Genomic DNA, 21,189 nt, shown 5'->3' with positions numbered 1-21,189 from the left:
AGGACCCCCCGCTTTGATGGCTCGCCGCCGTGCGTCCTCCCGCCCGTCCGCCGAGGACGAGCTGCCCGCCGACTTCCGGGAGAACATCGTCGACATCGACGTGACCTCCGAGATGGAGACGAGCTTCCTGGAGTACTCGTACTCCGTGATCTACTCCCGGGCCCTCCCCGACGCCCGGGACGGGCTCAAGCCCGTCCAGCGCCGGATCCTGTTCATGATGAACCAGATGGGCCTGCGCCCGGACCGCGGCCACGTCAAGAGCGCCCGGGTGGTGGGCGAGGTGATGGGCAAGCTGCACCCGCACGGCGACTCCGCGATCTACGACGCGATGGTCCGCCTCGCCCAGCCCTTCGCGATGCGCCTGCCCCTCGTGGACGGGCACGGCAACTTCGGCTCCCTCGACGACGGCCCGGCCGCCTCCCGCTACACCGAGGCCCGCATGGCCCCCGCGGCGCTGGCCCTCACGGCCGACCTCGACGAGGACGTCGTGGACTTCGTGCCCAACTACGACAACCAGTTCTTCCAGCCCGGCGTGCTGCCGGCCGCGTTCCCGAACCTGTTGGTGAACGGGTCCTCCGGCATCGCGGTGGGCATGGCCACGAACATGGCCCCGCACAACCTGCGCGAGGTCGTGGCCGGGGCCCGGCACCTCGTGGAGCACCCCGAGGCCACCCTCGAGGAGCTGATGCGCTTCGTCCCCGGCCCGGACCTGCCCTCGGGCGGGCGGATCGTGGGCCTGGACGGGATCCGGGACGCGTACCGGACCGGGCGGGGGTCCTTCAAGACCCGGGCGAAGGTCTCGATCGAGCAGGTCTCCCCGCGCAAGCAGGGCATCGTGGTCACCGAGCTGCCCTACATGGTGGGGCCGGAGAAGGTCACCGAGAAGATCAAGGAGGCCGCGCAGGCGAAGAAGCTGCAGGGCGTCTCCGACGTCGTGGACCTCACCGACCGCAAGAACGGCATGCGCCTGGTGATCGAGGTCAAGAACGGCTTCAACCCGCAGGCGGTGCTCCAGCAGCTGTACAAGTACACGCCGATGGAGGACTCCTTCGGGATCAACAACGTGGCCCTGGTGGACGGGCGGCCCCGCACCATGGGCCTGCTCGAGCTGCTGCGGGTCTACGTGGAGCACCGGCTCTCCGTGGTGCGCCGGCGCACGGGCTTCCGCCTGGCCAAGCGGCGCGACCGGCTGCACCTGGTCGAGGGGCTGCTCGTGGCGATCGTCGACATCGACGAGGTCATCCAGATCATCCGGTCCTCCGACGAGACCGCCGTGGCCCGGGAGCGGCTGATGACCGTGTACGACCTCACCCGGGTCCAGGCCGACCACATCCTCGAGCTGCGCCTGCGCCAGCTCACCAAGTACTCGCGGATCGAGCTGGAGAAGGAGCAGGAGGAGCTGCGCGGGGAGATCGCCGAGCTGGAGGAGGTCCTCGCCTCGGACGCCCGCCTGCGGGCCCTGGTCTCCGCCGAGCTCGCCGAGGTCGCCGCCGTGCACGGCGACGACCGGCGCACCGAGCTGCTCGAGTCCGAGGCGCTGCCGGCCGCGGCCGCGGCCGCGGCCGCCCCGGCCCCGGGCCGCGGCGGCGGGGGGCTCGCCCTGGAGATCGCCGACGACCCGTGCTGGGTCTTCCTGTCCACCTCCGGCCAGCTCGCCCGCTCCTCCTCCCAGGACCCGCTGGTGGACCCGCCGCGGCGGCTCAAGCACGACGCCCTGGCCTCCGTGGTGCGCGCCACCGCGCGCTCGGAGATCGGGGCCGTCACCTCGTCCGGGCGGATGGTGCGCGTGCAGGTGATGGACGTGCCCGTGCTCACGGCCTTCGAGGGCACCCCCAAGCTCGGCGACGGCGTGCCGGTCAAGGAGTTCCTCACGCTGGGCCGCGGCGAGCGGCTCGTGGGCCTCGCCCCGCTGGGGTCCGTGCTCGCCCTGGGCACCCGCAACGGCGTGGTGAAGCGGGTGAACCCGGAGTACCCCCTCAACCGCGAGGAGTGGGAGGTCATCACGCTCAAGGACGGCGACGAGGTCGTCGGCCTCGCCGAGTCCGCGGCCGAGGACGACGAGCTGGTGTTCGTGACCCAGGAGGGCAAGCTGCTGCACTTCGAGGCGGGCGCGGTGCGCCCCCAGGGCCGCACCGCCGGCGGGGTGGCGGGGATCAAGCTGACCCCGGGTGACGCCGTGCTGTTCTTCGGGACGGTGCGCGCCGCCGACGAGACGCCGGTGGTCGTGACGCTGGCCCGGGCGGACGAGGTGCTGCCGGGGATGTCCCGGTACTCGGTGAAGGTCACGCCCTTCGCGGAGTACCCGCCCAAGGGCCGGGCCACGGGCGGGGTGCGCGCCCACCGGTTCCTCAAGGGCGAGACGGGGCTGGTCCTGGCCTGGGCGGGGCACGGTCCGGCCAAGGCCGTCTCGGCCACGGGCGTGGCGCGGGCCCTGCCCGTCGAGCACGGGCGCCGCGACGGCTCCGGGGTGCCCACCGACCAGGTGATCGACGCGGTGGGCCCGGCCTACTCCTGAGGTCCGGCGGGGAGGTCAGCGCCGGGGGCCGAGCAGCCCGAGCTGCTGCACGGCCTCCCGCTCCTCCTCGAGCTCGCGCACGGAGCGCTCGAGCCGGGTCCGCGAGAAGTCGTCGAGCGCCAGGTCCGGGACGATCCCGGCCCGCCCGTCCCGGCAGACCACGGGGAAGGAGCTGACGAGGCCCTCCGGCACGCCGTAGGAGCCGTCGGAGGGCACCGCCATGGACGTCCACGTGTCCGCCGGGGTGCCGAGCGCCCAGTCGCGCACGTGGCACAGGGCGGCGTGGGCGGCCGAGGCCACGGAGGACCCGCCGCGCACGTCGATGATCTCCGCGCCGCGGCCGGCCACCCGCGGGATGAAGGTGCGGTCCACCCAGTCCAGGCCGAGGCCCTGCTCGGCCAGCACCTCCAGGGCCGGCCGGCTGGCGACCGTGGCGTGGGTCAGGTCCGGGTACTGGCTCGCGGAGTGGTTGCCCCAGATCGCCACCCCCCGGATCTCCGCCACCCGGGCGCCCGTGGCCTCGGCCAGCTGCGCGACCGCCCGGTGGTGGTCCAGCCGGGTGAGGGCGGTGAACCGCTCCCGGGGCACGTCCGGGGCGTGCGAGGCGGCGATGTAGGCGTTGGTGTTCGCGGGGTTGCCGACCACCACCGCCCGGAAGTCCTCCGCCGCGCCCCGGTTGACGGCCCGGCCCTGCACCGAGAAGATCCCGGCGTTGGCCTCGAGCAGGTCCGCCCGCTCCATGCCCTGGGAGCGGGGACGGGCCCCGATGAGCAGGCCGACCGAGGCCCCGTCGAAGGCCGCGTCGGCGTCGTCGAAGACCTCCACGCCCTCGAGCAGCGGGAACGCGCCGTCCTGGAGCTCCAGGGCCGTGCCCTCTGCCGCCCGCCGCGCCTGCGGCAGCTCGAGCAGGTGCAGGCGGATCGGCGTGTCGGGACCGAGGAGGTCGCCCGCCGCGGCCCGGAAGACCGTGGCGTAGCCGATCTGCCCGGCGGCACCGGTGACGGTGACCGTCGCGGGGCGGGACCGGCGGGGGGCGTCGGGACGGGAGTGCGGGCCGGAGGCGGTCATGCGGGGATCCTTCCTCGGGGACGGTCGTCCCTGCCCAGCGTAGTGCTCCGGCCCGCGCCGCGCCCGGGGTCCCGCCGGGTCTCAGGCGTCGATGCGCTCCTGGTCCAGCTGCGTGGCGCCCTCGATGATGAAGTCCTTGCGCGGCGCCACCTCGGAGCCCATGAGCAGCGAGAACGCGTGCTCGGCGGCCTCGGCGTCCTCGACCCGGATCCGGCGCAGCATCCGGTGCCGGACGTCCATGGTGGTCTCCGCGAGCTGGTCGGCGTCCATCTCGCCCAGGCCCTTGTAGCGCTGGATGGGCTCCTTGTACCGGCGGCCCTCCGTCTCCAGCCGCCCGAGCAGGTCCGCGAGCTCCCGCTCGGAGTAGGTGTAGACCATCTCGTTGGCCTTGCCGCCCGCGTTGACGACCTCCACCCGGTGCAGCGGTGGCACGGCGGCGTAGACCCGGCCGGCCTCCACGAGCGGGCGCATGTAGCGGTAGAACAGCGTGAGCAGCAGGGTGCGGATGTGCGCGCCGTCGACGTCGGCGTCCGTCATCATGATGACCTTGCCGTAGCGGGCGGCGGAGAGGTCGAAGGTGCGGCCCGACCCCGCGCCGATCACCTGGATGAGGGCCGCGCACTCGGCGTTGGCGAGCATGTCCGTGATGGACGCCTTCTGGACGTTGAGGATCTTGCCCCGGATCGGCAGCAGGGCCTGGTGGTTCGAGGACCGGGCCAGCCGGGCGGTGCCCAGGGCCGAGTCGCCCTCCACGATGAACAGCTCCGAGCGCTCGACGTCGTTGGAGCGGCACTCCACGAGCTTGGCCGGCATGGAGGAGGTCTCCAGGGCGTTCTTGCGCCGCTGCGTCTCCTTGTGCACCCGGGCGGAGATGCGCGACTTCATCTCGGCCACGACCTTCTCCAGCAGCTGCCCGGCCTGCTGCTTGTCGTGGCGGGCGGTCGCGGTGAGCTTGGCCGTCAGCTCCTTCTCCACCACCCGGGCCACGATCTGGCGCACGGCCGCAGTGCCGAGGATCTCCTTGGTCTGGCCCTCGAACTGCGGCTCGGCCAGCCGCACGGTGAGCACCGCGGTGAGCCCGGCCAGGACGTCGTCCTTCTCCACCTTGTCGCTGCCGGCCTTGAGCTTGCGGGCGTTGACCTCGATCTGCTTGCGGAAGGTCTTGAGCAGGGCGGCCTCGAACCCGGCCTGGTGCGTGCCGCCCTTGGGGGTGGCGATGATGTTCACGAAGGAGCGCAGGGAGGTGTCGTAGCCGATCCCCCAGCGCAGGGCGACGTCGACCTCGCACGTGCGGTCGACCTCGGTGAGCTTGGAGCGGCCGCTCTCGTCCAGGACGGGCACCGTCTCCTTGAACCGGCCCTCGCCGTGGAAGCGCCACACGTCGGTGACGGAGCTGTCGGCGGCGAGGTACTCCACGAACTCGGAGATCCCGCCGTCGTGCTGGAACACCTCCTCGTGGGTGCCGAACTCCCCCGGGGTGCCGGGCAGGCCCCGCTGGTCGCGCACGGTGATGCGCAGGCCCGGGATCAGGAAGGACGTCTGGCGGGCGCGCTTGGCCAGCTCCTCGTAGCTGAACCGGGCGTCGGTGGTGAAGATCTGCTCGTCCGCCCAGTAGCGGATCCGGGTGCCGGTCACCCCGCGCTTGGCCTTGCCCACGACGTCGAGCACCGAGCCCTCCACGAACGGCTCGAAGGGCGCGTGCGGGGAGGGCCGGCCCTTGTCGAGGAAGCGGCCCGGCTCGCCGTGGCGGAAGGACATCTGGTGGGTCTTCCCGCCCCGGTCCACCTGGACGTCCAGGCGTGCGGAGAGGGCGTTGACCACCGAGGCGCCGACGCCGTGCAGGCCGCCGGAGGCGCTGTAGGAGCCGCCGCCGAACTTCCCGCCCGCGTGCAGCTTCGTGAACACGACCTCCACGCCGGTCAGTCCGGTGCGGGGCTCGATGTCGATGGGGATGCCGCGGCCGTCGTCGTGGACCTCCACGGCGCCGTCGGCGTGCAGGATCACCGTGATCTGGTGCCCGAACCCCGCCAGCGCCTCGTCCACGGAGTTGTCGATGATCTCCCACACGCAGTGCATCAGGCCGCGGGAGTCGGTGGAGCCGATGTACATGCCGGGCCGCTTCCGGACGGCTTCGAGGCCCTCGAGGACGGAGAGGTGGCGGGCGTTGTACTCGGAACGGGACGGTGTCACGGGGATACGACTCCTGGGGGACGGTGGGATTCCCCACCACTGTAGTCGGGGCGGCGGACACCACTGGGCGGGACGGCACAGCCCTCGCGGGCGCGGGGACCTACGCCGGGGGCGAAAAAGCGTCCCGGACGGGATCCGATGTCCGACGGTCGTGGTTGTATGTACCAGTACCCCTCAGCGTCCACGAGACCCCGGGTACCTGCACCGGCGGGTCTGCGGCCCCCGTGCACCGCGTACGACACAGGAGGAGGATCCCGTGAACGCAACACTGGAAAGCCGAGAACTCAATGCGACCGACCGCTGCGACGCGTGCGGCGCCCAGGCCTACGTCCGAGTGATCCTCGAGTCGACGGGCGGTGAGCTCCTCTTCTGCGCTCACCACGCGCGCAAGAACGAGCAGAAGCTGCGGCCCCTGGCGGCCACCTGGCAGGACGAGACGGAGCGGATCGGCTCCTGAGCCGGACGCTCCCCGGCGAGCGCCGAGCGCGAGGAGGGCCCCGACACCTGGTGTCGGGGCCCTCCTGCACGTCCTAGCCCGGTCCTGCACGTCCTAGCCCGGTCCTGCACGTCCTAGCCCGGTCCTGCACGTCCTAGCCCGGTCCGTCCGGGCCGCCCCGCCCCCGTCCCCGGGCGGGTCCGGGGACGGGGGCGTCCGGTCAGTCGAGGTAGTCGCGCAGCACCTGCGAGCGGGACGGGTGGCGCAGCTTGGACATCGTCTTGGACTCTATCTGCCGGATGCGCTCCCGGGTCACGCCGTAGACCTTGCCGATCTCGTCGAGGGTCTTCGGCTGGCCGTCCGTGAGGCCGAAGCGCATGGCGACGACGCCGGCCTCCCGCTCGGAGAGGGTGTCCAGGACGGAGTGCAGCTGCTCCTGCAGGAGCGTGAAGCTCACCGCGTCGGCCGGGACCACGGCCTCCGAGTCCTCGATCAGGTCGCCGAACTCGGAGTCGCCGTCCTCGCCCAGCGGGGTGTGCAGGGAGATCGGCTCCCGGCCGTACTTCTGCACCTCCACGACCTTCTCGGGGGTCATGTCGAGCTCGTTGGCCAGCTCCTCCGGGGTCGGCTCCCGGCCCAGGTCCTGCAGCATCTGCCGCTGCACGCGGGCCAGCTTGTTGATGACCTCCACCATGTGCACGGGAATGCGGATGGTGCGGGCCTGGTCGGCCATGGCGCGGGTGATGGCCTGGCGGATCCACCACGTGGCGTAGGTGGAGAACTTGAAGCCCTTGGTGTAGTCGAACTTCTCCACCGCGCGGATCAGACCGAGGTTGCCCTCCTGGATGAGGTCCAGGAAGAGCATGCCGCGCCCGGTGTAGCGCTTGGCCAGCGAGACGACCAGGCGCAGGTTGGCCTCGAGCAGGTGGTTCTTGGCGCGCTTGCCGTCGTGGATCACCCAGCGCAGCTCCTTGCGCGTCTGGGGGTCCAGGCTGTCCTTCTCGTCGGCGAGCTTGTGCTCGGCGTACAGGCCCGCCTCGATCCGCAGGGCCAGGTCGACCTCCTGCTCGGCGTTCAGCAGGGCGACCTTGCCGATCTGCTTCAGGTAGTCCTTGACGGGGTCGGCGGTCGCCCCGGCGGAGACGACCTGCTGGGCCGGGGCGTCGTCGTCGTCGTTGGCGGTGATGACGAAGCCGGAGGTCTTCTCGTCCTTGCGCACGGGCGCCGCGACCTCGTCCTCCGCCGGCGCCTCCTCCGCGACGTCCTCGTCCTCCTCCACGTCGGGGTCGACGACGCCGGCCTCGTCGGTCAGGTCCGGCTCGAGGTCCGCGTCGTCGGCGACCTCGACGTCCGTGTCCAGCTCGCCGGTGACGTCCGGGTCCGTCTTCTTCGGGGCGGCCTTCTTGCGGGTCGCCGGCTTCTGGGCGGGCGCGGACGCCGGGGCGGCCTTGGGCGCGGAGCTCCTCGCGGCCGTCGGCGTCGCCGCGGCCGACCTGGCGGCAGTGGACTTGGCTGCCGTGGACTTCGCGGCAGCGGTCTTGGTGGCCGTCGACTTCGCGGCAGTGGTCTTGGTGGCCGTGGTCTTCTTCGCGGCCACGGTCTTCTTGGCCGCGGTGGACTTCGCGGCGGCGGTCTTCGCCCGCGGCGACGTGCCCGCGGACCCGGACGGCGACCGAACGTCCCCGGTGACCGGAGCCTCGGCGGCGGTGTCCGTCGTCTTCTTGCTGGCGGAAGGTGACACTGAGAGCCTTTCGTTGAACGGTCACGGCGCCCGCACTGGGGGCAACACGCCTATGACCCTGTCAAGTCCTCGCTCCGGGCGTCGTCCGGCGCAGCAGGCTTGAAGGGTCCTGACAGCCGGAACCACGGCCGGCCGGGATTTGTTCCCGCCCGGCCGGTGGATCCGGAAAAAGCTCGCGGGGCGCCCCTCAGGAGTGCCAGGCGGTCGCCCGGTCCCGGGCCCACAGCGGCACCGGGCGGGCGTCCGCGAGGCGCAGCACGCGCAGGGCGGCCGGGTGGCAGGGCACCAGCGCCGTGGCGCGGCGCACGAAGTGGGCGGTGTGCGAGCCGCGGGCGCGGAAGCGGTTGAGCTGCGCCAGCTCCACGAGCACGCCCGCGAGCACCACCCGCGCCGCCGGGGCGTCCGACCCGGCCGCCGCCTCCGCCGTCCCCTCCGCTGTACTCTCCGCCGCTTCCACCGCCGCCGGCTCCGCCGGGGCATCGCCGCGCTCGAGCAGCCAGGCCAGGGCCTGCAGCACCCGGTACAGGGCGTTCAGCCGCGGCCAGGCCGGGGTCTCCTCCCACTCCCCGGAGAGCACGCGGGAGAGCCGGATGAGCTCCCCGGCGTCCGGTGCGGGCAGCCGCACGGCGCCGGGGGACGCCCCGGGACGGTCACCGCCGGGACCTCCCCCAGCGGGCCGACGAGGAACGGCCGCGACCCCGGGGGGTGCCGCTTCGCGGGTCGGTCCGGTCGGCTCGTCCCCGGCGTCCGCGGGGCCGTGCTCGCCGTCGCACAGCTCCGCCCACATGGCCGCCGCGGCCAGGACACCGGCGGTGTCGTCCGTGGCGCAGGCGGCGAGGAGGAGGTCGGCGAGCACCGGGTCCGAGAGGCCCGCGGCCAGGAAGCCCAGGAGGTCGTCGTCGTGGGCCAGCAGCGCGGGCAGCCAGTCGCCGTCGGCGTCCCGGACCCCCGTCAGGACGTCCTCCCACACGGCCAGCGTGCACGCCAGGCGGCCCAGGCGGTGCCATCCGTCCCGGCCCGCCCGGGCCCAGCGGGCGGCCTGCCCCGCCACCCCGCGGCGGATGTCCGCCGGCAGCGCACCGTACTCGTGGTCCATGGCCTGCCGCGGTGCGGTCGCGTAGGAGCTGCCGGCGGCCACGAGGGCGGCGTTGACGGCGCTGTCCTGGATGCGGGCCACGTCCCGGACGTCCTCGGGGTCCTCGACGGGCCACCAGTGCTCCCCGGCCACGACCCACCGCGCCGCCACGGCCCGGTCGGCGCGGCGGGCGGCCTCGTCCACGAAGGCCAGCACGGCGGGCACCGCTCCGGGCCCGCCCGCCGGCGGGGGCGTGCCCGGTGACGCGCAGCCGGACGTGTAGACGATGGCGAAGACCCGGTCGCTGAGGGCGTCGTGGCCCACGAGCTCGGCGAGCTCCGCGACGAAGGCCTCGGCGAATCGCTCGTCGCCGGGGTCGGCCGGCAGGTCCACCCGCACGCAGGCCCCGGCCGTCCCGCCGCCGGCGGCGAACAGGACGAGTGATTCGGCGGGCCAGTAGCCGAGGGTGTGCGGGACGACGGCGAGCAGGTCGGCGGCGCAGCGCACGACGGGGACGAAGGGGTCACGGGTGGGGTGCTGTCTCATGGGCCCAGGGTGGGCGGTGCCGGGCCGGTGGCGGCGGCCCCGGCGGCGTGCTGTGGAGGGCGGCGGTCGGGACGCCGCCCGGGGTGCCCGGTGCAGTGTGGGTGGCCCCCCGGGCGCCGGGCTCCGGCAGGCGCCCGGGGAGTCCCCTCAGACGGCGTCGGGCCCGTGCCGGCGCCGCACCCGCGCGGCGGTGGCCAGCACGCCGGCGGCCCCGGCCGCGGCGATGAGGAACTGGGCCGCGACGGCGATCCGGAACGCGTCGGGCGCGTAGAGCTCCTCGCGGAAGCCGCCCGCGTACAGGAGGTCCAGGACGAACCCGGTGACGAAGATGGCCAGGACTGAGGCGGTGAACCCGCCGACGTTGGCGATGCCCATGGCCGTGCCCGAGCGGCGGGGCGGGTTGAAGCTGCGGGTGATGTCGAAGGCGATCATCGACGCGGGCATGCTGATCGCGATGACGCACACGGCCGCCAGCACCACCGCTGCCGGGGCCGTTCCCGGCCACACCAGCAGCACGGCCCAGGCCGCGAAGATGCCCGCGGTGACCGTCAGGGACAGCCGCACCCGGCGCCCGGGGCGCCGGGCGGTCAGTCCGCCGAGCGCGAGGCCGACGGCCAGGTTGGTGAGCACGAACGAGGTCATCACCACGGAGATCGTGGTGTCGGGCAGGCCCTGGGCGTACTCGAGATAGGGGTAGCCCCACATGAGGACGAAGGTGTTGCCGGCGAACTGGGTGGTGAAGTGCACCCAGAAGCCCAGCCGCGTGCCCGGCTCGGCCAGGCTCTCGCGGAGCACCTGCCCGATGCGCCGCAGCCCCAGCTGCCGGTGGAGCACCTCCGTGCCCGGCGGCGCGTCGCGCAGCAGCGCCGCGGCGAGCGCCCCGGCGAGCAGCGCGAGGGCGGCCAGGCCGAGGAAGGACGGGAACCACCCCGTGCGGTCGAGCACCCAGGCGAAGGGGATCACGGAGACGAGCTGGCCGAGGTTGCCGAAGACGCCCACCACCTGGGTGAGCAGGGGGACCCGCAGGGCGGAGAACCATGCGGGGATCAACCGCATCACGCAGACGAAGGTGGCCGCGTCCCCGGCCCCGACGAGCACGCGGGCCACCACGCCCCCACCGACCGTGTCCGCCAGGGCCAGCTGCACCTGCCCCACGGTCATGAGCAGCGCCCCGGCGGAGACCATCACCCGGGCGCCGAAGCGGTCCACGAGCACGCCCACGGGGATCTGCAGGGAGGCGTAGACCAGGACCTGCATGAGGGAGAACAGCGAGAGCGCGGAGGCGGCCGTGCCGAACCGCTCGGCGGCGTCGACCGTCGCGACCCCGAAGCTCGTGCGCTGCGCCACGGCGCTGAAGTAGGCGAAGATGCCGATCCCGAGCACCAGGTACGCGCGGCGGGAGTCCTTGCCGGACTGCGGGGGGCGGGACCGGTCGGACGTCATGCACTTCGCTCTCGGGAGGACGGGGCCGCGGACGGCGGCACCGTCCCGGGTCGGGCCCGGCCCCGTCCCACCGGGCGGGCTCAGTCCTGCTCGTCCTCCCGGGCGGCCAGGAAGGCCTCGGCCGCGGCGCCGATCTCGTCGGCGTCGGGGAGCTCGGACTCGTCCCCCACGAGCAGGGAGCGGGGGGCCGAGGCGTCGACGACGTCATCGTAGCGCTGTTCCAGACCCGCCACGACCGCCTGGACCTCCGGGGAGGCGCCCACCTGCTGGTCGATCTGCCGCTCGATCTCGCGGGCCGCCTCGCGAAGCTCGTCCGAGGGCAGGGTGAGCGAGGTCACGGCGTTGATGTGCTCCAGGGCGGCCACCGCGGCGTGCGGCAGGTGCGCCTCCGCCAGGTACTGCGGGACGTGGACCGTGAAGCCGATGTTGTCGATCCCCGCCTCGGTCAGGCGGATCTCGAGCAGCTGCGCGGCCGAGGAGCTCATCTCCACCACCGGCCGCCAGGCGTGCTTGACGGGCAGCAGGTCGGTCCGGCTGCCGTGCACGGACACGATGAACGGGCGGGTGTGCGGGACCGGCATCGGGATGCCCGAGACGATCGCGACCAGCGAGACGTCCATCCGCCGGGCCAGGCCCACGACGGCCTCCGTGAAGCGGTTCCACTGCAGGTCCGGCTCGGGGCCGGTGAGCAGCGCGAAGCTGCGCCCCAGCGGGTCCGTCACCAGCCGCAGGGACAGCTCGGGGTCCTGGAAGTCCTCGAAGTGGTCCTCCGCGAAGCGCACGTGCGGGCGGCGGGCCCGGTAGTCGTAGAGCTGGTCCAGGTCGAACCGGGCCACGACCTCGTGCGGCAGGGCATCGGTGATCGCGTGCTCGATCTGCACGGCCACGTGCCCGGCCTCCGCGTAGCCGGACAGGGCGACGATCAGCGGCAGGCCACGGACCCGGGCGTCCTCGAGCAGCGCGGGGTTGCTCAGGTACAGCGAGGTGGGATCCAGCACGGCAACTTCCTCCTGGGGGTGGGTCGGGGCTCCGGGTGTTCATCACGAGGCCGGGGGGAACGCCTCCGGCGGCGTTCCCTGGATCATGTCAACCGCCCCCGGGGCCCCCCTTATTCCCTGCCCGGCCCGGCGGACCCGGTCGCCGCCGGGGCCGGGGATAGGATCGACAGCACGCCTGCCGGACGGGCCGGGACGGCCACGAGCACCCCGCCCGGCCCGGCCGGTCCGGACCTCAGCGAAAGGACGACACATGCCCGACGTACAGGAACTGCTCGAGCCCCGGGGGATCGAGCTCACCGCCACGCACAAGCCCCTGGGCCGGACCCCGGCGCACGCCCTCGTGCTCGCCGTGCAGAAGGGGACGGACGGCGACGGCGCCGGCCGCGTCGTGCTGCCCGCCGGGGAACAGCGCAAGCTCTCCCCCGTGCTGGAGGCCGCCGCGGCCCTGCGCGTGGGCGGCGGCGCCGACGAGGTCACCCTCGTGCCCGCGCCGTCCGGACTGCCCTTCACCGTGGTGGCGCTCACGGGCGTCGGCGACCTGCCCGAGAGCGGGCCGGAGCGGGCCGAGTCCCTGCGCCGGGCCGTCGGCGCCGCGGTGCGCCGCCTCGCCGGCACGGACTCGGCGGTCCTCGCCCTGCCCGCGGCCTCGGAGGAGGACGCCGCGGCGGTCGCCGAGGGCGCGGCCCTGGGCGCGTTCGCCTTCTCCCACCAGCGGTCCGTGACCGCCGGCTCCGTGAAGGCCCCGCTGGCCTCCGCCGTCGTGCACGCGCCCGACGTCGCGCGCACCGCGCTCAGCCGTGTCCTGGACCGCGCCACCGCCCTCGGCCGCGGCGTGCGGGCCGCCCGCACCCTCGTGGACCTCTCCCCCAACGTCATCTACCCGGAGGCCGTCGCGGACTACGCCCGGCAGGCCGCCAAGGGCACCAAGGTCTCCGTGACCGTGCTGGCCGAGAAGGATCTCGCCAAGGGCGGCTACGGGGGCCTGCTGGGTGTGGGGCAGGGCTCCGTGCACGGTCCCCGACTGGTCAAGCTCGAGTACTCCCCGGCGCGGGCCTCCCGCCACTACGCCTACGTGGGCAAGGGCATCACCTTCGACTCGGGCGGGCTCTCGCTCAAGCCCCCGGCCTCGATGATGACCATGAAGTCGGACATGGCCGGGGCCGCCGCCGTCCTGGCCACCGTCCTGACCGCCGCCGAGCTCGGCCTGCCGGTCAAGGTCACCGGCTGGCTGTGCCTGGCCGAGAACCTGCCCTCCTCCACGGCCACCCGCCCCGGCGACGTGATCACCATCCGCGGCGGGCGCACCGTGGAGGTGCTCAACACCGACGCGGAGGGACGTCTGGTGCTCGCCGACGGCCTGGTGGCCGCCTGCGAGGAGGCCCCCGACGCCGTCGTCGACATCGCCACCCTCACGGGCGCCCAGATGGTGGCCCTGGGGTCGCGGACCTTCGGGATCATGGGCGACGACGCCCTGCGCGCGGCCGTGGCCGACGCCGCCCGCGCCGCCGGCGAGGACGGCTGGCCGATGCCTCTGCCGGAGCACCTGCGCCCGTCCCTGGACTCCAAGGTCGCGGACCTCAAGAACATCGGCGACAAGAACGGCGGGATGCTCGTGGCCGGGCTCTTCCTGCGCGAGTTCGTCGGCGGCCCGGACGGCGCCCGGGTCCCGTGGGCGCACGTGGACATCGCCGGGCCCTCCTTCAACGAGGGCTCCCCCTACGGCTACACCCCCGCGGAGGGCACCGGGGCGGGCGTGCGCACGCTCGTCCGGCTGCTCGAGGACTCCGCCGCCGCCCGCGGCTGAGCACCCGCGACACCCCCCTCGGCGGAGGGAGCGCCCGCCTGGTTGCTCTCTCCGCCGTGGGGCTAAGGTATGTACGAAACGAACCCGTCACCGTACGGGTGCACCCCACTCGGAACGACGTCAACGCGCAAGGGAGCCAAACACGTGGCCGACAACGAATTCGACATCCTCGTCCTCGGCGGAGGCAGCGCCGGCTACGCCGCGGCGCTGCGGGCCGTCCAGCTCGGCTTCACGGTGGGCCTGGTCGAGAAGAACAAGCTCGGGGGCACCTGTCTCCACTGGGGCTGCATCCCCACGAAGGCCTACCTGCACTCCGCCGAACTGGCCGAGGACGCCCGGGAGAGCTCCAAGTACGGGGTGCACACCACGCTGGAGTCGATCGACATGGCGGCCGTGCGGGACTACAAGGACAAGATCGTCGCCGGCAAGTTCAAGGGCCTGTCCGGCCTGATGAAGATGCGCAAGGTCACGGTCATCGAGGGCGTGGGCAAGCTGACCGGGCACAACACCGTCGACGTCGACGGCACCAGCTACACCGGCAAGCACATCGTGCTCGCCTCCGGCTCCGTCTCCAAGACCCTCGGCGTCGAGATCGGCGGCCGGATCATGACCTCCACCGAGGCGCTGGAGATCGACTTCGTGCCCCAGAGCGCGATCGTCCTGGGCGGCGGCGTGATCGGCTGCGAGTTCGCCTCCATGTGGAAGTCCTTCGGCGTGGACGTCACCGTGATCGAGGGCCTCCCCCACCTGGTCGCCAACGAGGACCCGGCGCTGATCAAGATCCTCGAGCGCGAGTTCAAGAAGCGCGGCATCAAGTCCAACCTCGGGACCTTCTTCGAGAAGGTCGAGCAGGACGACAACGGCGCGAAGGTCACCCTGGCCGACGGCAAGGTCTTCGAGGCCGACATCGTGCTCGTCGCCGTGGGCCGCGGCCCGAACACCGCGGACATGGGCTACGAGGAGCAGGGCATCCCCATGGACCGCGGCTTCGTCACCCCGAACGAGCGCCTGCACACCGGGGTGGGCAACATCTACGCGATCGGTGACATCGTCCCGGGCGTCCAGCTCGCCCACCGCGGCTACCAGCAGGGCCGCTTCGTGGCCGAGGAGATCGCCGGCCTCAACCCCGCCGTCGTCGACGACGTGAACATCCCCAAGGTGACGTTCACGGAGCCCGAGATCGCCTCCGTCGGCTACACCGAGCCGAAGGCCAAGGAGAAGTTCGGCGAGGACAACGTCGAGGTCGCCGAGTACAACCTCGCCGGCAACGGCAAGAGCTCCATCCTGGGCACCGGCGGCATCATCAAGCTGGTGCGCGAGAAGGACGGCCCCATCATCGGCTTCCACGCCATCGGCAAGCGCATCAGCGAGCAGATCGGCGAGGGCCAGCTCATCGTCAACTGGGAGGCCTACCCCGAGGACGTCGCCGCGTTCGTGCACGCGCACCCCACCCAGAACGAGGCCATCGGCGAGGCCGCCATGGCGCTCGCGGGCGCGCCGCTGCACGGCTGACCGCACCGAGGCCCCGCCCCTCCCGGGCGGGGCCTCCCCCACTACCCCGGCTCCGGGCCCGGCGCCCGGACCGCACCATCGAAGGCACCGAAAGAGAGACGGTCGGACCATGTCAGAAACCGTAAACCTGCCCGCACTGGGCGAATCCGTGACCGAGGGCACCGTGACCCGGTGGCTCAAGCAGGTCGGTGACGAGGTCGCCGTCGACGAGCCCCTGGTCGAGGTCTCCACCGACAAGGTCGACACCGAGATCCCCTCCCCCGTGGCGGGCGTCATCGAGGAGATCCTCGTCGAGGAGGACGAGGACGTCGAGGTCGGGGCTCCCCTGGTCGTCATCGGCTCCGGCTCCGGGTCCGCCCCGGCCCAGGAGCAGCCCTCCGCCGAGCAGGCCGAGGACGCCGCGACCCAGGCCGAGACCCCGGAGGCCACCGACGAGGCCGCCGAGCAGCAGGCCCCGAAGCAGCAGGAGTCCGCCCCGCAGGCCGAGGCCCAGCAGGGCGGCGAGGGCACCGAGATCACCCTGCCCGCCCTGGGCGAGTCCGTGACCGAGGGCACCGTGACCCGCTGGCTCAAGCAGGTCGGCGAGGAGGTCGCCGTCGACGAGCCGCTGCTGGAGGTCTCCACCGACAAGGTCGACACCGAGGTCCCCTCCCCGGTGGCCGGCACCCTGCTGGAGATCCGGGTGCAGGAGGACGAGGACGCCGAGGTCGGCCAGGTCCTGGCGGTGATCGGCTCCGGCGCCGCCCCGTCCGGGGCCGCCCCGGCCCAGGAGCAGCCCTCCGCCGAGCAGAAGCCCTCCGCCCAGGCGTCCGACGCCTCCGGCGAGGGCTACGAGGGATCGACCACCGGCACGCGGGAGAAGGCGCCGTCCCGCGACGAGGCCCTGGTGAAGACCGAGGAGCCCGTCATGGCGGACACCTCCGGCGGCGAGCAGAAGGACGCCGCCGAGCGCGACGGCGCCCGCACCGAGAACGCCGGTGCGGCACCCGAGGCCCCGACCGGCGACAACGCCGCCTACGTCACCCCGCTCGTGCGCAAGCTCGCCAAGAAGGAGGGCGTGGACCTGTCCACCCTCACCGGCACCGGCGTGGGCGGCCGCATCCGCAAGCAGGACGTGCTGGCCGCCGCCGAGCAGCAGAAGAGCGCGGCGGCCCCGGACGCCCAGGCCCCGGCCGAGCAGCCCGCCGCCGCGGAGCCGCAGAAGGCCCCCGAGGCCGCGCCGGCCCCGGACGCCAAGCGCGGCACCACGGAGAAGGCCCCGCGCATCCGCATGACGATCGCCCAGCGCATGCGGGAGTCCCTGCAGGAGTCGGCCCAGCTGACCCAGGTGACCGAGGTCGACATGACCCGCGTGGCCGTGCTGCGCAACAAGGCCAAGGCGAAGTTCCAGGAGCGGGAGGGCGCCAAGCTCACCTTCCTGCCCTTCTTCACCAAGGCCGTGGCCGAGGCGCTGCAGGCGCACCCCAAGCTCAACGCCACGTTCCGGGAGGCCGAGAAGGAGATCGTCTACAACGGCTCCGAGAACATCGCCATCGCGGTGGACACCCCCCGGGGCCTGCTGGTCCCGGTGATCAAGGACGCCGGGGACCTGAACCTGGGCGGGCTGGCCAAGCAGATCGCCGACCTCGGCTCCCGGGCCAAGGACGGCAGGATCGCACCGGACGACCTCACCGGCGGCACCTTCACGATCACGAACATCGGCTCCTTCGGGGCGCTGTTCGACACCCCGATCATCAACCAGCCGCAGGTGGCCATCCTCGGCACGGGGTCGATCGTGAAGCGACCGATGGTCGTCGCCGACGCCGACGGCAACGACACCATCGCGATCCGGCAGATGTGCTACCTGTCCCTGACCTACGACCACCGTCTGGTCGACGGCGCGGACGCCGGCCGGTTCCTGCAGGCGCTGAAGGCGCGCCTGGAGGAGGGCCGCTTCGAGTCCGAGGTCGGTCTCTGACCGGCCCCGCGGCCCGTCCCGGCGCGGTCTGAGCACCCGCCGGGGACGTCCCGGCATCAAGGGGGCGTGTTCCCGATCACAGGGAGCACGCCCCTTCGTCGTGGCGCTGGCCGTGGCGGTGGCCGCGTTCGTGGGACAGCGGCGCACCGGGCGTGGCGAGCCGGTCTCGACCGGCCTGGCCCACGCGGTGGGCGGCCTGGCCCTGATCAACGTGGCGGTCGCGACCCTCTGGTGAGGGCCGCTCCGCACGACCCCGCCCCCGGTGCCCCCGTTCAGCGCCGGGGGCTCTGCGTGGCCGCCCCCGTCCCCGCGGGGCGCTCCCGGCGCGGCTCCACGGCGGCCAGCCGCCATCCCTCCGCGCCGCGGACCAGGACCACGACGACGGTCTGCACCCACCCCTCGCCCGCCGGCAGCACCGACGGGTCCCGGCCGGGATGCCCCCGATAGCCCTCGACCCGCACCTCGGCCTCGAGCGTGACGCCGCCCGGCACCGTGGGCCCCGGCCGCGGGGCGGCGCCCCGGATCCGCCCGGCCTGCAGGACGAGGTCGGCGAACACCCGGTCCCCGGCCGCGGCGGCCCGCGCGATGGTCGCCCGGTCGTCCGCCGCGGCGGCCGCCCCGGGCACGTAGACCCGGTCGAGCAGCCGGGCGTTGCCGGTCCGCAGGGCCTCGCCGCGCCGGGCGACGAGCCGGCGCAGCGCCTCCTGCGGTTCCCCGGGCTCCATCCGCTCCCCGGCGGTCGGGTCGGCCGATGCCGGGACGGCCGGGCCCGGGACGTGGGCGCCCGAGGCGGCCGGGTCCGGGAGGCCAGGTTCCGGGAGGGCGGTCTCGGGAAGCCCTGCCGACCCGGTCGTGCCGGCCGTCTCGTGCGGCGCCACCGCGTCCGGCCGCCCCGGCTCGGGCCCGGGCCGCAGCAGCGCCGCGCCGGTGGCCAGGACCAGCGCGGCGGCCATGGCGAGGAGCGCCGTGCGCCGGCGGGACGGCGGGGCAGCCGCAGGGCACCGCGACGCCCGGCGGGACGACCGGATGCCCGCGGGGCCGAGCGCCGCGCGGCGGGTTCGCGGGATCGCCGCTGCCGGGGCCGCCGATGCCGGGACCGGGGCCGGGAGGAGCTCGAGCCCGGCGACCAGCTCCGCGGCGGTGGGACGGCCGGACGGGTTCTCCGCGAGGGCCGACTCCACCGCCCGGCAGAGGCGGGCCGGGACGTCCGGCCGCAACCGTGCCAGGGGGGCCCGGTGCCGACCGGCGGCCGGGGCCCGGCCCGTGAGCACCGTCCAGCCGACGACCCCGAGGGCCCGCACGTCCTCCGGCGGGCTCCCATCCCCGGTGCCCGGGCGCACCGCCGCCAGGGCCGGGCCGCCGGAGCCGCCGCCGGCACCGCTCTCCGGCCCGACCCCGGTACCGTCACCGGCTCCGTCCTCCGTCCCGGCCCAGCTCCTGCTTCCGGCACGGCGGAAGAGGATCTGCCGGGCGGTGAGCCCCCCGTGGCAGCGGCCCAGGCCGTGCAGCGCCGCCAGCCCGGCCGCGGCGTCGCGGAGCACCGCGGCCGCCTCGTCCGGAGCCAGCGGCCCGCGCTCGGCCAGCCGATCCGCCAGGGACCCGCCCGGCAGGAACTCCTCGACGAGACCCACGGGCTCCGCGGCGGGGCCGAGCAGCCCGCGCACGGCCACCAGGTGGGGCTCCTCCCGGCCGGCCAGGTCGACGGCCAGCGCCAGCAGGGCCCGGCGGGACGCGACACGCTCCGCGCCGTCCGCACCCGTGCAGAGCCGCAGGACGAAGACCTCCCGGGAGCGGGACTCGCGCACCAGCCACGAGCCGTCGCCCAGCCTCCGGACCGGCTCGAGCCCCTCCTCCGGCGGCAGCCGCGGGGGCGGCTCCTCCGTCCGGTGCGGCCCGGGGCCGCGGGCGTCGTCGCGCACGGCCGCCGCGAGCCGGTCCCGCGCGGAGGCGGGTGCCGGCCGGAACCCGGGCTGCCGGCCACCCGGTGCGGGGGTGCCTTCGTCCATGGGCCCAGCATGCCCGCTCGGGGGCCGGCGCCGCCCAGGCCGTCCACAGCCCCGGCCCGGCGCGCGTGTCGCCTCCGCGCGATAGGCTGGGGGCCATGTCCCTCTCCTTCGAACGGCTCGGCTTCGCCCCCCACCTCGTGGACTACCGCGCGGCGCTGGAGCTGCAGAAGAACGTGCACCGTGAGGTCGTGGCCGGTGAGCGGGCCAACACCGTGCTGCTGCTGGAGCACCCGCCCGTCTACACGGCGGGCCGGCGCACCGAGGCGCACGAGTACCCCTACGACGGGACCGAGGTGGTGGAGATCGGCCGCGGGGGCAAGCTGACCTACCACGGGCCCGGGATGCTCGTGGGCTACCCGATCGTGCGCCTGACCACGCCCATCGACGTCGTGCGCTTCGTGCGCCTGCTCGAGGAGATCATCCTGGCGGTGGTCGCGGACTTCGGGGTGGCGGCGACCACCGTGGCCGGACGCTCGGGGGCGTGGGTGCTCGCGGACGAGCACGGCCCCGACCGCAAGATCGCGGCGATCGGCGTGCAGGTGTCCAAGCGGACGACCATGCACGGCTTCGCCCTCAACTGCTCCAACGACCTGCGGCCGTTCGGCAAGATCATCCCCTGCGGCATCACCGACGCCTCCGTCACGAGCCTGTCCCAGGAGACCGGGCGGCTCGTGACCCCGGAGGCGGTGGTGGCGCGCATGGAGCAGGAAATATCCGCCCGTCAGGACGAGTTGTGCGAACAGTTCGACCCGTCCGGGCTCCCGGGGCCGCTGCCCTGGCCGACCGCCGTCAGCTGATCCGCGCCGCCCCGGGACCACCGGACCGTGAGCGCACCACCGTCGACATCTCGACAAGGAGACCGACCATGACCGTTGCCCCCGAGGGCCGCCGCCTGCTGCGCGTCGAGGCGCGCAACGCCGAGACACCCATCGAGAAGAAGCCGTCCTGGCTGAAGAACACCGCCCGCATGGGCCCGGAGTTCCAGGAGCTGAAGTCGCTGGCGCGCGGCAAGGGGCTGCACACTGTGTGCGAGGAGGCCGGCTGTCCCAACATCTACGAGTGCTGGGAGGACCGGGAGGCGACGTTCCTGATCGGCGGGTCCAAGTGCACCCGGCGCTGCGACTTCTGCGACATCGCCACCGGCAAGCCGGACCTTCTGGACGTCACCGAGCCGCGCAAGGTCGCCGAGTCCGTCCAGGAGCTGGGCCTGCGCTACGCCACCGTGACGGGCGTGGCCCGCGACGACCTCGACGACGGCGGGGCGTGGCTCTACGCCGAGACCATCCGGGCGATCCACACGCTCAACCCCAACACCGGGGTGGAGATCCTGATCCCCGACTTCCAGGGCAAGCCGGACCGCCTGCAGCAGGTCATCGACGCCCAGCCGGAGGTCTTCGCGCACAACGTGGAGACGGTCCCCCGCATCTTCCGCCAGATCCGCCCCGCGTTCACCTACGAGCGGTCCCTGGACGTGATCACCCAGGGCAAGGAGGCCGGGATGATCACGAAGTCGAACCTGATCCTCGGCATGGGCGAGACCAACGAGGAGATCCACGAGGCCCTGTGCGACCTCCACGACGCCGGGTGCGACATCATCACGCTCACCCAGTACCTGCGCCCCTCCCCCCTCTTCCACCCCATCGACCGGTGGGTCAAGCCCGAGGAGTTCGTGGAGCTCTCCCGGACGGCCGAGGAGATCGGCTTCCTGGGCGTCATGGCGGGACCGATGGTCCGGTCCTCGTACCGTGCCGGCCGCCTGTGGGCCCGGGCCATGGAGAAGTCCGGCCGCGAGATCCCCGCCCACCTGGCGCACATCGAGGACGAGGGCTCCGCCTCCCAGGAGGCGTCCTCCCTGGTGCAGCGCCTCGGCTGAGCCGGGGCGGGTCACGACACCTCCC

At 73.8% G+C, this 21,189-nt stretch carries 14 protein-coding genes and 1 pseudogene; 8 read left to right on the top strand and 7 right to left on the bottom strand.

Translation table 11 applies throughout. The annotated features are described in order from the left end of the window. The first annotated feature begins 16 nt into the window (after nucleotides 1-16). Entirely contained in the window at nucleotides 17-2,515 is a 2,499-nt protein-coding gene (locus tag GMA12_RS13565) for a DNA gyrase/topoisomerase IV subunit A (RefSeq protein ID WP_156270010.1), read from the top strand. 15 nt (nucleotides 2,516-2,530) lie between these two features. Here the strand turns inward: GMA12_RS13565 and GMA12_RS13560 are convergent, their stop codons facing one another. Then, nucleotides 2,531-3,583 (bottom strand): malate dehydrogenase, encoded by a 1,053-nt coding sequence (locus GMA12_RS13560; RefSeq protein WP_156270009.1) that lies wholly within the window; start codon nucleotides 3,581-3,583, stop codon nucleotides 2,531-2,533. A gap of 81 nt (nucleotides 3,584-3,664) precedes the next feature. Next, nucleotides 3,665-5,773, bottom strand: coding sequence for a DNA gyrase/topoisomerase IV subunit B (locus tag GMA12_RS13555; protein WP_162459857.1), 2,109 nt, complete (start codon nucleotides 5,771-5,773; stop codon nucleotides 3,665-3,667). A gap of 256 nt (nucleotides 5,774-6,029) precedes the next feature. Here GMA12_RS13555 and GMA12_RS13550 point away from each other — a divergent pair, with 256 nt between their 5' ends. Beyond that, nucleotides 6,030-6,230: a DUF7455 domain-containing protein gene (locus GMA12_RS13550; protein WP_017834164.1), complete on the top strand. Its 201-nt coding sequence runs from the start codon at nucleotides 6,030-6,032 to the stop codon at nucleotides 6,228-6,230. Between the two features lie 199 nt (nucleotides 6,231-6,429). Here GMA12_RS13550 and GMA12_RS13545 read toward each other — a convergent pair whose 3' ends face one another. The 4 genes from GMA12_RS13545 to GMA12_RS13530 form a co-directional block, all read right to left on the bottom strand. Then, a complete protein-coding gene (locus tag GMA12_RS13545) occupies nucleotides 6,430-7,950 on the bottom strand; it encodes an RNA polymerase sigma factor (RefSeq protein ID WP_162459856.1) in 1,521 nt (506 codons plus the stop codon). A gap of 187 nt (nucleotides 7,951-8,137) precedes the next feature. Further along, nucleotides 8,138-9,571, bottom strand: a complete 1,434-nt coding sequence (locus GMA12_RS13540; RefSeq protein ID WP_156270008.1) for a DUF4192 family protein — start codon at nucleotides 9,569-9,571, stop codon at nucleotides 8,138-8,140. Between the two features lie 147 nt (nucleotides 9,572-9,718). Continuing rightward, nucleotides 9,719-11,014, bottom strand: coding sequence for an MFS transporter (locus GMA12_RS13535; protein WP_156270007.1), 1,296 nt, complete (start codon nucleotides 11,012-11,014; stop codon nucleotides 9,719-9,721). 80 nt (nucleotides 11,015-11,094) lie between these two features. Beyond that, entirely contained in the window at nucleotides 11,095-12,012 is a 918-nt protein-coding gene (locus GMA12_RS13530) for a PAC2 family protein (protein ID WP_162459855.1), read from the bottom strand. A 250-nt stretch (nucleotides 12,013-12,262) separates the two neighbouring features. Here GMA12_RS13530 and GMA12_RS13525 point away from each other — a divergent pair, with 250 nt between their 5' ends. The 4 genes from GMA12_RS13525 (at nucleotide 12,263) to GMA12_RS19340 (ending at nucleotide 17,520) form a co-directional block, all read left to right on the top strand. Then, nucleotides 12,263-13,816: a leucyl aminopeptidase gene (locus tag GMA12_RS13525; RefSeq protein WP_156270006.1), complete on the top strand. Its 1,554-nt coding sequence runs from the start codon at nucleotides 12,263-12,265 to the stop codon at nucleotides 13,814-13,816. A gap of 144 nt (nucleotides 13,817-13,960) precedes the next feature. After that, a complete protein-coding gene (lpdA, locus tag GMA12_RS13520) occupies nucleotides 13,961-15,328 on the top strand; it encodes a dihydrolipoyl dehydrogenase (protein WP_162459854.1) in 1,368 nt (455 codons plus the stop codon). Nucleotides 15,329-15,437: 109 nt separating this feature from the next. Further along, nucleotides 15,438-17,285, top strand: coding sequence for a 2-oxoglutarate dehydrogenase, E2 component, dihydrolipoamide succinyltransferase (sucB, locus tag GMA12_RS13515; RefSeq protein ID WP_156270004.1), 1,848 nt, complete (start codon nucleotides 15,438-15,440; stop codon nucleotides 17,283-17,285). Between the two features lie 100 nt (nucleotides 17,286-17,385). Continuing rightward, on the top strand, nucleotides 17,386-17,520 hold the full coding sequence (locus GMA12_RS19340; protein ID WP_276607412.1) for a hypothetical protein: 135 nt from the start codon (nucleotides 17,386-17,388) through the stop codon (nucleotides 17,518-17,520). Between the two features lie 1,225 nt (nucleotides 17,521-18,745). Here GMA12_RS19340 and GMA12_RS19585 read toward each other — a convergent pair. Continuing rightward, a pseudogene (locus GMA12_RS19585) lies at nucleotides 18,746-19,291 on the bottom strand (hypothetical protein); the annotation flags it as partial. Nucleotides 19,292-19,386: 95 nt separating this feature from the next. On the opposite strand from GMA12_RS19585, the gene lipB reads away from it, so the two are divergent. Then, the gene (lipB, locus tag GMA12_RS13505) at nucleotides 19,387-20,088 is read left to right on the top strand and encodes a lipoyl(octanoyl) transferase LipB (RefSeq protein ID WP_156270002.1); all 702 of its coding nucleotides are present in this window, start codon (nucleotides 19,387-19,389) and stop codon (nucleotides 20,086-20,088) included. A gap of 68 nt (nucleotides 20,089-20,156) precedes the next feature. After that, nucleotides 20,157-21,164 carry a lipoyl synthase gene (lipA, locus tag GMA12_RS13500; protein ID WP_156270001.1) on the top strand — a complete coding sequence of 336 codons (1,008 nt, stop codon included), beginning with the start codon at nucleotides 20,157-20,159 and terminating at the stop codon, nucleotides 21,162-21,164. Nucleotides 21,165-21,189 lie beyond the last annotated feature (25 nt).

Origin of the sequence: Kocuria sediminis (assembly GCF_009735315.1) — a bacterium.
Classification (GTDB): domain Bacteria; phylum Actinomycetota; class Actinomycetes; order Actinomycetales; family Micrococcaceae; genus Kocuria; species Kocuria turfanensis.
This window is presented reverse-complemented; position numbering and strand designations above follow the sequence as displayed.